Annotated in this window: 11 protein-coding genes; 1 reads left to right on the top strand and 10 read right to left on the bottom strand. The window is 33.9% G+C overall.

What is annotated here, in order from left to right; genetic code table 11:
• Positions 1-50: 50 nt before the first annotated feature.
• The 9 genes from ACOQFO_RS04420 to ACOQFO_RS04380 form a co-directional block, all read right to left on the bottom strand.
• Positions 51-3,128, bottom strand: a complete 3,078-nt coding sequence (locus tag ACOQFO_RS04420; protein WP_421688492.1) for an AAA family ATPase — start codon at positions 3,126-3,128, stop codon at positions 51-53.
• Positions 3,125-4,300: an exonuclease SbcCD subunit D gene (locus ACOQFO_RS04415; RefSeq protein WP_421688491.1), complete on the bottom strand. Its 1,176-nt coding sequence runs from the start codon at positions 4,298-4,300 to the stop codon at positions 3,125-3,127. The genes ACOQFO_RS04420 and ACOQFO_RS04415 overlap by 4 nt, the downstream gene beginning before the upstream one ends.
• A gap of 195 nt (positions 4,301-4,495) precedes the next feature.
• Entirely contained in the window at positions 4,496-5,725 is a 1,230-nt protein-coding gene (locus ACOQFO_RS04410; RefSeq protein WP_421688490.1) for an aminopeptidase, read from the bottom strand.
• Between the two features lie 3 nt (positions 5,726-5,728).
• Entirely contained in the window at positions 5,729-6,871 is a 1,143-nt protein-coding gene (locus ACOQFO_RS04405) for a DEAD/DEAH box helicase (protein ID WP_421688489.1), read from the bottom strand.
• Between the two features lie 121 nt (positions 6,872-6,992).
• A complete protein-coding gene (locus ACOQFO_RS04400; protein WP_421688488.1) occupies positions 6,993-7,724 on the bottom strand; it encodes an aspartate/glutamate racemase family protein in 732 nt (243 codons plus the stop codon).
• The gene (locus ACOQFO_RS04395; protein ID WP_421688487.1) at positions 7,725-8,945 is read right to left on the bottom strand and encodes an ATP-grasp domain-containing protein; all 1,221 of its coding nucleotides are present in this window, start codon (positions 8,943-8,945) and stop codon (positions 7,725-7,727) included.
• Positions 8,946-9,118: 173 nt separating this feature from the next.
• Entirely contained in the window at positions 9,119-10,594 is a 1,476-nt protein-coding gene (locus tag ACOQFO_RS04390) for a class I adenylate-forming enzyme family protein (protein WP_421688486.1), read from the bottom strand.
• A 157-nt stretch (positions 10,595-10,751) separates the two neighbouring features.
• A complete protein-coding gene (locus tag ACOQFO_RS04385) occupies positions 10,752-10,985 on the bottom strand; it encodes a hypothetical protein (RefSeq protein ID WP_421688485.1) in 234 nt (77 codons plus the stop codon).
• 56 nt (positions 10,986-11,041) lie between these two features.
• Entirely contained in the window at positions 11,042-11,740 is a 699-nt protein-coding gene (locus ACOQFO_RS04380) for an arginase (RefSeq protein WP_421688484.1), read from the bottom strand.
• 177 nt (positions 11,741-11,917) lie between these two features.
• On the opposite strand from ACOQFO_RS04380, the gene ACOQFO_RS04375 reads away from it, so the two are divergent.
• Positions 11,918-12,478 (top strand): FAD-dependent oxidoreductase, encoded by a 561-nt coding sequence (locus ACOQFO_RS04375; RefSeq protein WP_421688483.1) that lies wholly within the window; start codon positions 11,918-11,920, stop codon positions 12,476-12,478.
• Positions 12,479-12,547: 69 nt separating this feature from the next.
• Here the strand turns inward: ACOQFO_RS04375 and ACOQFO_RS04370 are convergent, their stop codons facing one another.
• Positions 12,548-12,943, bottom strand: coding sequence for a hypothetical protein (locus ACOQFO_RS04370; RefSeq protein WP_421688482.1), 396 nt, complete (start codon positions 12,941-12,943; stop codon positions 12,548-12,550).
• Positions 12,944-13,597 lie beyond the last annotated feature (654 nt).

Genomic DNA, 13,597 nt, shown 5'->3' with positions numbered 1-13,597 from the left:
TTATATGGACTCGTTTTATTTTTGTGTAATTTTATTTTTCTTTTACAATGTTATTTTACTAGTATAGAAGTTTTACTATACCCTTCTTTAAGTTTTTCAACTTGGAGTATAGCTGGCATGGCAGCTTTTAATTCGGCAACATGGGAGATTACCCCAATCATTCGACCTGATTTTTGTAGGTCAATTAATGTATCGATTGCTTTCAATAAGGATTCTTCATCAAGCGAACCAAAACCTTCATCGATAAACATTGTATCAATTTGAACATTTCCTTGGTAGCTTTGGATAACATCTGCCATTCCTAACGCTAAACATAAGGAAGCATTAAACTTCTCTCCGCCAGATAATGTTTTTACATCACGGGATTGTCCAGTATAAGTGTCATAAACATCTAAACTTAATCCACTTTGGCGACCATGAGATTCTTGGCGTTCCGAACATTGTAAATAAAACTGACCATTTGATAAATTTCGTAATCGAATGTTTGCAGCTTCTGTAATTTGTTCTAAGTATCCCATCTGAACATAACGTTCAAAGGAGATTTTTTTACTGTTTTGACCGCGCAATAAATTATATAGATCTACAATTTGACCAGATGTCTCTTCAAGTTGAACGATCTCATGTGCGATTTCGTTTAATTTCTCTCCAGAACTAATACATATATCTACGTAGTTAATCGATTCGTTTAAATGTTGTAACGCACGTTCATAATCTCTTTTCAATAAATCTAATTGTTCCTCTGCCTCTTGCAAATCGATTTTCTCTTTATCCTTTAACTGCTCTTTTTCTTCATTTACTTGTGTTGTTAATGAATGCAGTTCTTTTGAATAATTTATAAATTGATTGTAAAGATGTTGTTGTTCAGATTCTGATCTTTTTGCCATCTGGAATTGTTCAAAGCGTTCGAATCCAGCATTTTTCAATGCCGTTTGGAACTCTTCTTTTGAAAGGTCTAATTTTGCAGAAAGCTCTTGCACTTGTTGAGAAATTAAATTTAATGTTTCTTCATTTGTTGCAAGTGAAGTTTGAGCATCTTGATAAACTTTTTGTGCGTTTTCCAAATCCTTCATCAGTTTTAATTTTACTTCTACTGCTTTATTTAAAGCCTCTTGTAATTCATTTAAACTATGAATTTCGCTTGGTATAGATAGCTTTTTCTGTTCCAAAATTGTCTTTTGTTCTAATAGTTGACTGTTTTTTTCAACATAGCGTTGTTCTACCTCATTTTTTTGTAACTCTAATTCAGATTCCTCAGAGGCAATAGTCTTTAATTGTTTTCTTTTTTCAGATAGTAACTCTATATCTTTTTGTAAAGCTACAACTAATTCATTGATTTTTTCGAATCTACTTTGGAAAAGTTCCTTTTCTTCAATTTTCACATTCAATCTTTGTAGTTCTTGATTGATTGTTTCTAATTGACTATTGGTTGCGTTTATTTTAGCTTCAAGTTCAAATTTTTGTTTTCCCTTATTTTCTCGCGCCAGTTTCAATTGTTTAAGTAAACTTTCATCAACCATCTCAGTTAATTCTTCGATTGATACTTGATGTTCGGTACTTCCACAAACTGGACACGGTTCTCCGGGTACTAATTTCTTCGCTAATAAAGCAGCCTGATTACTTAGCCACTTTGCTTCTTCAAGCTCATATTCCTTTTCTGCTTCCTCAAAATGTTGTAAAACAATTATCAATTCATCATTAAGTAGATGGAGATTATTTTGTACTACTTCATATTGCCTTAAGGCTTGTACAACTTCTTTTAGGTAGTTTTGTTCATTAATAGTTGATTGGAAGTTTTCTGTTCTTGTCTCAAGTTGTTCAATTAATGAATCGATCGATTGACGTATTGATTTTTTCTCCTGGAGTTTATTAATAGAATTTGTAAGCTCCGCCTTCTTCGTTTCAACTTCATTTTGTAATTGTTCAACGATTTTTACTTGCTTTTCAATTTCTTCAAACATAGGAATTAGCTTTTCTAAATCCATTACTTTTTTAATAGACTCTTCACGTAAAGCTGCTTTCTTCATCTCTTCTTCATATTTTTCTTTTGATTCAAGTAGCTTCACTTTAGACAGGTCTAATTGCTCTTTAACCTCTAGCAATTTCTTTTGTTTCATTTGGCATTCATCATCTACTGAAACTACTTGGTTATATAAAGGTGCAATTTGACTAGCACGGACTGCAGATTCGTACTCTACTCTCAGATTTTCAAAGAATGGTTTTTGTTCTTCAAGTGCTTCTAATTTTGTAAGCTTTTGATAATAAGCATCGATTCGTTCATTTAATGATTTATTCGCAAGATACAGCTCGTATTTTTGCTTGTGAAGGTTGGATGAATCTTCATACACTTTACGATCTTCTTCAGTTTTTTGTTGATAATATATTAACTCTTCCTGAAGTGCTTCTTGAATTTGGTAAACGTTTGAGTTTTTATCTAATAGAGTAAATAAAAGCGAATCACGTCTTGGTAATACACTTGATATTTGGCTTATATAACTGTTTTTTAAGACTTTTGCTTCATTTAGCTTTTGTTCAGCATGCAGCTTTTTTGCCTCAAGTTTAATTGCCATTTCACCATAGCGATTCGTTTTAAAGATTTTACGTAATATTTCTTCTTTATTTTCGGTTTGAGATGTAAGTAATTTTCGAAATTCTCCTTGAGGCAACATAACGATTTGGCTGAATTGGTCATAGGTTAAACCAATTAATTCCTCAAGTTTTTTATTAACATCGGTTGACTTTTGACGTTCAACTGCTGGAACTTCTTCTCCATTATCTAGTATTTCGAAGAGCTCATATTTTTCACCTGTTGCACTTTTATTTCCTTTTTTCACATGAGGTATTTGACGTAATACTCTATATGTTCGGTTATGAATTTCAAAAATAAGTTCGACAGCTGTATGAACATCATCGTCAGCAAAATCACTACGAAGCATCTTAACTTCTTTTCGATCTGATCCACTTCCTAAACCATATAAAGCAAAACAAATTCCATCAAAGATTGTCGTCTTTCCCGCCCCAGTTGCTCCAGAAATTACGAAAAGTCGGTTGTCATGTAATTTAGAAAAATCGATTGTCTCTTCTTTCTTATATGGACCAAAAGCGCGCATAGTTAGCTTAATAGGCTTCATTTACTCATCACCTCCACTTTAGATTCTCGTTCTTCAGATAACATCTCATTTAATATTTCTTGAAATAGCTCTACTTGAACTTCAGACGGAGATTCACCGACTATTTCAGTATAAAATGCCTTAAATAAATTCAAGTCATCCATTTGTTCACGACGAACAATATTTCCTTCAGGTGTAATAAGTTGTTGCTGCAATGCTTTTCGTTCAACGTGCATCGCATTTGGATAAACTGAGCGGATTTGTTCCATCGCACTTACAACAGGATTTGGGTCCGTTAGACGAACAAAAACATAATCTTCGCTTGGTTCGTGTTTTAATATGTCATGAAATAATCCTTCAACAATTTTTAAATCTCGTCTCGGTTTAAAAGGTCTTTTTTCTACTGAGACTTGTCCATCCGCATCTAAGTCAACAATTAAAAAACCTTTTTCATGATTTGCTTCTGATGCAGAATATTTTAATGGTGAACCTGAATATCGAATTGTTTCATTTAATACGTAATGTGCCTTGTGTAAATGGCCTAAAGCCGTATAATGGAACGATTTAAACAGTTCAGCACTAACATATTCAGAACCACCGATTAATAAAGGTCGTTCTGATTCACTTGTATTCTCTTCCATTTCCCCATAAGGCGTTACAAAGGCATGTCCAATAAAGACACGTCTTTTAGACTTGTCCATCTTTTCTTCTATTACTTCAACTATTTTTTTCATAGCATCGTTGTAATTTGAGATGGAGTCATCACCAAACACGTGCTTCACTGTTGATGGCTCTGAAAAAGGAATTAAATAAAACTGAACCTCGCCGTGCTCATCATTTAGGATGACAGGTTCAATTGATGCGCTTTGTTCACCAACAATGTACAGGCCACTTTCCTTTAGTAATTGCTGTGCAAATCCTACTCTGGTCGGGCTATCATGGTTTCCCGCAATACTTAAGACTGGGATTTTTTTCTTTAATACTATTTCAGCTAAAACTGAATCTAGTAAATTAACTGCTTCAACTGGAGGTACTGCTCTGTCGTATAGATCCCCTGCGATTATCACTACATCTGGCTTTTCTTCATCAATTGCATGTAAGAACTGGTTTAAAACGTATTCTTGGTCCTCTGTCATGTAAACACCTTGAACTAGTTTCCCTAAATGCCAATCAGCTGTATGAAATATTTTCACTGTTGTTCCTCCTACTATTTATCGTACTGCTATTCTAACATTTATTATGGACGAAAACCACAAAAATAGAACAAACGTTCTTATTAAACTTTTAATTATATATTTCCAATTATATTAAATTCGCTCCATGAAACAGAAAAAACTGCCAAAGCACTATATGCTCTGACAGTTTTGAAAAAATTCTATTCATTAACATTAAAATGCCCAATTACCATTACGAAAAATTGCAACAGTAGTGCCGTCCGGAAGGATTCCGTCAATATCCATTTCAGCACTTCCAATCATGAAATCCTCATGAGTAATAGAATTATTAATTCCTAAAGAATCAAAATCTTCCTCATCAAGATCGCGTCCACCCTCGTAACAAGTAGGATACGCTTCACCGATTGCTAAATGGTTAGAAGCATTTTCATCAAATAACGTATTGTAATACAAAATACCAGATGTTGAAATTGGTGATTCATGTGGTACTAAAGCAACTTCGCCTAAATAACAAGAGTTTTCATCTGCAGAGATTAGTTCTTGTAAAAGTTCATTACCTACCTCTGCTTCTGCTTTCACAATCTTACCATTTTCAAAAGTTAACTTAAATCCATCAATGATATTCCCTTGGTATGCTAATGGTTTTGTATTACTTACATATCCATTCACACCGTATTTTGAAGGAAGTGTATATACTTCTTCTGTTGGCATATTTGCAATAAATACAGTACCCTCTGGAGTTCTGCTACTACCTGAAATCCATAAATGTTTTTCAGGTAATTCAATCGTTAAATCAGTTCCTGGTGCTTTGTAATGTAACTTCGCAAATTTCTTTTCGTTTAATTTCGCTGCTCTATCTTCTAAGTTCACAATATGAGCCTGCCATTTTTCAACTGCGCTACCTTCACCAATTCGAACCGTTTTGAAAATTGCTTCCCATAATGCTGATACTTGTTCAGTTTCTGGTAAGTTCGGAAATACCTTAGCTGCCCATTTTTTAGAAGGTACCGCAATAATTGACCATGCGATATCATCGTTCATAACTGCTTTACGATAATTAACTAGGGCAGTTCCACCTGCTTTTTGGTTTGCAGAAATACGTGATACTGGAATTCCTGCAAGTAAATCTGGATCTTCGTCATCAATCCAAAGAAGAGCTCCTTTTTTCTCAATTAACTCTTCACGTTGTGCTACAATCCATTTCGGATACTTACTAAATTCCTCCTCAGCACCATTTTCATAAAACTCTCGAGTCATGACAGAATCTGTTAACTGTACATGAACTCGGCCTGCTCCTGCCTCATATGCTTTTTTCACTACGATTCGAGCAAACTCTAATGCATCAGTTGATGTATTGATTAATAAGTATTGCCCTTTTTGAATATTAACCCCTACTCTTACCGCTAATTCAGCATATTGTTCCAACTTTTCTTGAAATCCCATTTCTTATCCTCTCTTTGCAACGGTTTTAGAATTACCTTCCACTATATTACCTTTTAGCCAAACCTTCTGGATAGCTTTTATTTCCAATTCTCTTGTTAATTTTTTGTAAGTCTTTTCATCTTTATAAGAGAGTAATGTTAATACTTCACCATCTGCTCCTGCACGACCTGTACGCCCAGAACGGTGCGTATATTGTTCGATTGTATGAGGAACATCTACATGAATGACATGAGTTAAGCCTTGAATATCTAAACCTCGTGCTGCTAAATCAGTTGCAATAAGAATTCTTGCTTCACCTTTTCGGAATGAATCTAAAGCTTTCTTTCTTTCCTCTTTTTTCATATCCGCGTGTAAAGTTACAACCCTTGCATCATGGAATTTTAGTTTCGATTCTTTCATAATGACTTGGTCTACGTTATTACTAAATGCAAGTCCTCTTACACCTTCAATGTTTGCAAGTCTTCTTAACATATCTGTTTTATCGCGTTCATCAACTTTAATATAGGAATGAACTACCTTTCCTACCTTCACCATATCTTCAGGTTTAATTGCGATATGAATAGGCTCAAACATCATACGACTCGCAACTAGTTTAATCTCTTCTGTTATCGTTGCAGAAACGACAACAACTTGTCGACCAAAAGCAGCACCCTCGATAAAGGACTTGATGACAACTCGATAATCTCTACTTAATAGTTGATCACACTCATCTAATACGATTGTCTCTATTTCTTTTAGTTTTAATTTGTTTGCTCTAGCCAACTCGTTAAGGCGACCAGGAGTTCCTACTACGATTGTTGGTTTTTTCTTTAGTTTTTCGATTTGACGTGCTGAATTCGCACCACCGATTAATTGTTGAACTGTAATGTCCGTGCCAGTAGTCCATTCACGAATTACTTCAACAATTTGCATAGCAAGCTCCTGTGATGGAGCAACGATAAGTGCTTGAGTTTGTTTTTTGCTACCATTTACTTTATTTAAAATTGGTAATACATATGCAAGCGTTTTTCCTGATCCTGTTGGAGACTCTGCAACGATATCTTTCCCTTCTAACATTGCAGGAATCATTTCATCTTGTACTTTCATTGTTTTTTCAAATTTCCATTTACTTTGTAATGTTTCATTCAATAAATTAATTACTGACATGTCTTCCCCACCTTCATTTCTTGCGTTTAGTGTACCATATTTTTGAAAAAATACACGAAGAAGGGGTGCCCGAGAAAGTAAAGTCTCACGACACCCCATCTAATACTATCGATTAAATTGTCTATCTAATTGTCTGGATCATTTTCTTAGAGGGTTGATCTACTATTTCATAACCACAAGAAACAATGGCACTTTCAGCAAGTACTATAAGCGAATCAATGTAATAATCACTTAGTTTAAGATCCTTATTAACGATAGATAATTCTGTACAACCTAAAATTACTTTTTCACAGCCAAGTTTTAACATGGCTTGCTCAATTGATATCCACTGCGAAGCAGTAACATCTTTTCCAGCTTTCACAAAATCATAAATGATGGACATAACCTCTTTTTGGGTTGCCTCATCCGGAATGACGGGTTCGATCCCTTCTTCCAATAAAGCCCTTTGATAAACTTCGGCTTTAATGGTGCCATCTGTTGCTAGTAATCCAACACGTTTTGCACCTAAACTTGAAGCTCTTTTTGCAGTTTCACGAATCATATGAATCACAGGAAGTTTAGTTGCAGCTTGTAATTCATCGTAAAATGTATGGGCTGTATTACAAGGAATACAGATTATATTAGCTCCAGCATTGGCTAATTTATTTGCATCTCGAATTAAATAAGGAACTGGGTTTTCCTTTGTTTGATCCAAAATATAAGCTGTTCTATCAGGTATTGTTGTATCATTATCAATGATCGTGTGTACGTGTTCCTGATCTGTAGATGCTAGTGTTCGGCGTACAATCATTTCACCAAGAAACATAGTTGCAAGTGGACCAACCCCACCGATAATACCTAATACTTTTTTCATTTATTCAGCCAAACCCTTTTTATTAAAGTATTTCTTATATTTGCGATAATAATTTAAATTATTTAACGTTAATTTTAACCAACGTTTGAAATTCATATCTTCTTTAAAGAAGAGTGAATTCGTCCACTTTCCTTCGTGGATTAATTTTTTGGCTTCAAGCTTTAATTTTTCATTTGAAGCATATTTAAATAAGACACCTTTTGGGATAATCATCCATAAATGCTTATTATTAGCGTATGTTAATTCTTGTGGAATGTTCAACATATGGTCATCAGCCACATATTTCATAATATTATAGCCTGCAGCTGTTACAAAGTAGCTTGAGCGTCCATTTCTTAAGTTGATTTCAAACAGTTTGTATTCTCCATCACGGGCATCATATTTCATGTCAAAGTTTGCAAATCCTGTGTATCCTATATCTTCAAGGAAGAAGCGTACTTTGTCCATTAATTTTTCATCGTATGTCGTAATAATAGCTGCGTAACTACCAATCCCCTCCGGTGAATGCTCTTCTAATATAGGATTACCTAAACACATTAGTTTCACTTTACCGTCTTTTCCTACATATGCATTTAGAACACGCATGTAGGAATCATCACCAGGAATAAATTCTTGAACGATCATCGTGTCTTGATAAGAAGAAGCATAAATTGCTTTTAAAATTGCTGACTTTTCCTCTTCGTCATGCGCAACGAATACTTTCTTTTTACCCGGAAACGAACATGCCCAATAAGCAACTGAATTAGAGGCTTTTAAAATAATTGGGTACTCAAATGGCGGAGTGAAGTTTTCATAATTATCCGCTGTAACTGTTGTCGTTCCAGGATATTTAAATTGATACTTTTCACACATTTTATAAAAGTTTTCTTTTAATAAAATTTGATCCATTAATGATTCGTCAATGTATGGAACAGTAAAGTATTTTTGTAATGCTGGTTTATTTTTAATAATAAGTTTTGCGTAGTCATCGCCACAAGCAAGTAATAATAAATTCTGACCACTATATTCTTTAGCGATTTTTTCCATTGCAGGTACAAACGTTTCTTGTTCGTTTAATTTTGCAATCTGTTTAAAATGTAAAATGCTACTATCTTGTGTTGCAGTTAAATGCGAACGTCCTAACACAAGGGGTTTAATGCCATATGCTTCGTAAAAAGCACGTGCCATTCCATATGCGTTCATATCTGAACCTAGTAATATTGGTAAAAATGATTGCTCCATAAATCTCAGCTCACTTTATAGTTTTTATATTGAAAAAAGCTTTCGTCATTAAGTATACATACATATATAATCTCATATACTATATTCTTTTGAAAAATAATAACGCTAGCTATTTCCATTTTAGCTAGCGTTTTATAAATATCATATTAAATTTATATGAAATTTTCACTACATTAAAGTCTTAATGTATGTTTTAACACTTTTCCTGAAGCATTTCTTGGTAATTGTTCTAAAAATTCTACTTCATATGGAATTTTATATTTCGCTAATCGAGTTGCACAATAAGCTACAATTTCTTCGCTCGTAATGGATTGACCTTCTTTTAACACAACGTAAGCTTTCGGTACTTCACCATAAACCTCATGTGGTACACCAACAACTGCGGACTCAAGCAACTGTGGAATTTGGTATAAAACTTCCTCAATCTCAATTGGATAAATGTTTTCGCCGCCTCGAATAATCATATCCTTTTTACGATCAACTATATAAAGGAATCCTTCTTCATCAAAACGTCCTAAATCCCCTGAATATAGCCAACCATCTTGGATTGTTCTTGCGGTTTCTTCCGGATTGCGAAGATATCCTTTCATGACTTGAGGACCTTTTACACAAATTTCACCTACTTCACCAAGCAGAACTGGTGCACCTTCAGAATCTACTAACTGAACTTCGGTATGTGATAGCGGTTTTCCTACTGAACCAATTTTTTGTAATGCAAACTCATCCGTTAAAGAAGTTGCTGCCGGTGTGTTTTCAGTTTGACCATATAAATTTTGTACTTTTACTTGAGGGAATGTATCTTTTAATTTTTTCACTAATTCGTACGGCATTGGTGCTGCACCATAACAGAATAGCCTTAATCGACTAAAATCGTAGTTTTTAAGCTCAGGTTTATTTAATAAAATGGCATACATAGCTGGTACACCGAAGAAAATAGTACTTTCAGTTTCCACAAGATTCTTTAAAGTACGGTCTGGAGAAAATGCTTCTTCTATAACAACGGCTCCACCTTTATACATCGTAGGTACTGCAAAAACATGACTTCCTGCACAATGAAATAATGGTGTACAGATATACATACGGTCATTTTCTGTCATTTTCATTGATTCCGACCAAATTTCTGCAGTGGAATATATGTTTTTATGTGAAAGCATTACTCCTTTTGGTTTCCCAGTAGTACCAGATGTATACATGACAACTGCAGTATCATTTTCATCTAAATCAATTTGATGGTTAAAAGTCGTGTTGCTTTTTAAAATATCTTTTATTTGAGTAGTGCTGATTTTTTCTTCAAAGTTGTAGGATGTTTGTTCGATGATGTTCGATATTTTCTCATCATAGAATAATACTTTAGCTTCCGAATGATTGAAAATATACTCAATTTCAGGTGGAGCTAGCTTTGTATTTACAGGCATAATTGTCAGTCCAGCTAATTGAACACCGTAATAAACTGCGAGGAATAGATCCGAATTTAACATAAATTGTGAAATAATATCGCCTTTTTTATATCCCTTCTCTAGTAAATAAGCGGCGATTTTTTTAGAATGGTTGTAAAGTTCACTATAATTCCACTCGCTACTTTCAAATACTACTGCCGTTGCGTTAGGATTTGTTGTTGCGTGATTCGCTAGAACATTAATTATAGACATGCATTTCCCCCTTAACAAAAATATACTTGTTTATATATATGCAACGGCCAGTTAATATAATATAAACCAGTAATTTTATATTGATAAATTCGTGTTAAGAGTTAACGACAAAATAAAAATACCCTGAAATTGACGTTCAGGATATTTCTAAATTGGTTTATGAATGTTTTTTCTCATCCGGTGACTCTTTTCTCCATACTTCTTCTAACAGCTCATCACCTTCTGTTTTTACTCTTTTATTTAGCTCTATTACAGGGATTGCATCAACAGTCTGCATATCTTCATGTAAATCAAAAAGACTAATATTTTCTGTATCTACCATGTCCGGTTTTTCTTTAACTGGTAAATCCATAAATGCTTTTTTTGATTCGGGAATTGTATCCTTTTTCATGACAACACACTCCTTTTTAATAGTGTGTTATTTGTTTTTTTTATTATACATTTCAACTATGCCATTAAATAATGAATTTGGTCTGCTAGTGTTAAATTATTCGTTTTCCATCTCCTTGATGGACAATCTACAACTTTAAAAGGAATATTTAACGATTTAACAAACCGAGTAAACTCGTTATCAAACCAAGGTGGACTCCAAGCACCAGAACGGCATATATGAATTACATTTGTACTTAAATTGATTAAGTCTTTCATTTTTAAATATTTTATATTAAAACGTTTGTTCATTTTATTAAAATATTCAGGTCTTTCCTTCGTATAAGGACTATAGATTATATTCGCTTCTTTAATTTGTTTTTGTTTTAACAAATGTCCAAGCCAATTTGCACAATTTACTTCAAATGTTAATGAAGAATAGCCTCCATACCCTAAATCAGCATGGGCATCAAAAAGGTATACTTTATCGCATTTGAAGTTTTTCGCAATATTATAAGACAGTACATGAGAATCAGATACAAATACTTTCGTGCTTTCTTCTATTCGAAAGATTTGCTTTATTTTATCCCAAAATGTATCAATTTCATTCGATAATTGATAATACTGATGAATGTCCAAACCTTTTGATTTCATTTTGAAATATCGTTTATACCATTCTTCAATGATTGTTCTATTATTTTCTACACAAGATAAGATATCTTGATCCTCGGAAGAAATAAAATAATCCCAATCAATCGATAATAAACTGTTCCCCATACGATCACCCCAAAAATTTAATATTAAATTATTAATCTTTAAGAATATAAAAAACAGTTTATACCTTAATTTTAGTAACTTAGATTTGGATTTTCAAATAATGACATAAGCAGTATTTAAGATTTGAATGGGGATTTTTGATAGAATTATAATGATGAATTTTAAGGAGGAATACATATGTATGATGTAGCGATTATTGGGGGCGGACCAGCTGGAGGTAGCGCAGCAATTTACACAGCTAAAGCAGGTAAAAAAACTGTAATCATTGATAGTAATCAAGGTGTTACAAAACGTGCAATGCTTTATAACCACTACGGTGTTGCTGAAATTACAGGTCCAGATTTAGTTGAAACTGGCTTAAACCAAGCAAAAAAATTTGGCGCAGAATTAGTTGAATCAAAAGTAACAAACATTACTAAATTAGATGAAGGCTTTAATTTAACTACTGAAAATGGCGAATATGAAGCTAAACATGTTATCCTAGCTACAGGTTTTTTAACTGATCTGGCTGAACAAGTTGGTTTAGCTACAAAACCAGGAACTGAGCCAAGAGTAAAAACAATTTTTGATGTGGATGCTAATGGTAAAACAAATATCGAAGGAATTTGGGCAGCGGGTACTTGTGCAGGAGTAAGTGTTCATACGATTATTACTGCCGGTGATGGAGCAAAAGTTGCCATCAATTTAATTAGTGAATTAAATGGCGAACGTTATGTTGATCATGATGTTTTAAAATAATTTTTACTCATAATTAAAAATATTTTACACATAATAAAACGCCCCTGATATAGAGGCGTTTTATTTATTTTATTGATTGAAGTTTTTGTTTTGGTTTGACTGTGCATTTTGACGTTTTACTTCGTCAATATCTGTTCCGGCAACTGTTTGGTTACCTGATGATTGGCTTGATTGGCGAGAAGCTTGAGTTCCAAAAGGTCCTGCTTCTTGAGCAATTTCTTCACGCACTTTTTGAATATCTGTGCCTGAAGCTGTTTTGCCAAATGTTGATTGGCTTTGTGAGCTTGGTTTGCTAGCAGCAGATTGACTTCCACCAAATCCAAATGGTCCAGCTTCTTGTGCAATTTCTTCTCTCACTTTTTGAGGATTAGTCCCAAAAGAGCCACTTGCTGAACCACCTGCATTTTGTTGTTTTACTTCATTAATGTCAGTACCTGTAACTGTACGATTTTTATTGTTTTCCATTATTGACACCTCCAAATTGTGTTACGTCTTTTATCATTCCAAAATCCCTAGTAAATATGAGTCATTTTCTAAATTTTTTTTTCAAAAATGACGTATAAAATTAGCGGTCTTAATTAGAATAGCTATTCATAGGGTCTTGTAATTTGTTTGCAATTTTTTCCTATAGATTAGTGCCAGAAGTATGAGGGAATGAAGATGAAATTTTGTCGGAGTAAGTCTTAGGATGGTGAAGGACAGAACGAGGCGAAATTTGAGTGGAACTAGCCATCATAACTGTGATGAAGGACAATACGAGCCGATTTTTGATTGAAACTTGCTTTCATAAGCGGGATGAAGGACACAATGATCTTTTTTTTGAGTGGAACAGTCCTTCATGACGATTAAGGCAAAAATAGGTAGATAATAACCATCTCCGCTTCATTATATCGATATAACTCTTTGTAGCATCCTACTGTAAAAATTTTTATTCTTCCTCACTGTTCCCGAATGGATAATCTTAATTGTGCACCATATAATGCATACTAACAGACATAATTATTATACAAATACGAACGTTTAACCCCCATCAAAATCGTTTAGATCAAATCCAATTTTTCTTTGGATCGCTCCAACGTCTGCAAATGGAGATTTCCTATCCTCACAAGTTTTTTATTA

The organism is Ureibacillus sp. MALMAid1270, from assembly GCF_049202975.1.
Taxonomy (GTDB): domain Bacteria; phylum Bacillota; class Bacilli; order Bacillales_A; family Planococcaceae; genus Ureibacillus.
The sequence above is the reverse complement of the archived record's forward strand: the minus strand, read 5'-3'. Positions and strand labels throughout refer to the sequence as shown.

What these genes read in the sequence shown, in the direction of transcription:
- ACOQFO_RS04390 (WP_421688486.1), bottom strand. Translation starts at nt 10,594, where the DNA reads ATGTCTATAATTAATGTTCTAGCGAATCACGCAACAACAAATCCTAAC.
- ACOQFO_RS04370 (WP_421688482.1), bottom strand. Translation starts at nt 12,943, where the DNA reads ATGGAAAACAATAAAAATCGTACAGTTACAGGTACTGACATTAATGAA.
- ACOQFO_RS04410 (WP_421688490.1), bottom strand. Translation starts at nt 5,725, where the DNA reads ATGGGATTTCAAGAAAAGTTGGAACAATATGCTGAATTAGCGGTAAGA.
- ACOQFO_RS04420 (WP_421688492.1), bottom strand. Translation starts at nt 3,128, where the DNA reads ATGAAGCCTATTAAGCTAACTATGCGCGCTTTTGGTCCATATAAGAAA.
- ACOQFO_RS04380 (WP_421688484.1), bottom strand. Translation starts at nt 11,740, where the DNA reads ATGGGGAACAGTTTATTATCGATTGATTGGGATTATTTTATTTCTTCC.
- ACOQFO_RS04400 (WP_421688488.1), bottom strand. Translation starts at nt 7,724, where the DNA reads ATGAAAAAAGTATTAGGTATTATCGGTGGGGTTGGTCCACTTGCAACT.
- ACOQFO_RS04405 (WP_421688489.1), bottom strand. Translation starts at nt 6,871, where the DNA reads ATGTCAGTAATTAATTTATTGAATGAAACATTACAAAGTAAATGGAAA.
- ACOQFO_RS04375 (WP_421688483.1), top strand. Translation starts at nt 11,918, where the DNA reads ATGTATGATGTAGCGATTATTGGGGGCGGACCAGCTGGAGGTAGCGCA.
- ACOQFO_RS04385 (WP_421688485.1), bottom strand. Translation starts at nt 10,985, where the DNA reads ATGAAAAAGGATACAATTCCCGAATCAAAAAAAGCATTTATGGATTTA.
- ACOQFO_RS04395 (WP_421688487.1), bottom strand. Translation starts at nt 8,945, where the DNA reads ATGGAGCAATCATTTTTACCAATATTACTAGGTTCAGATATGAACGCA.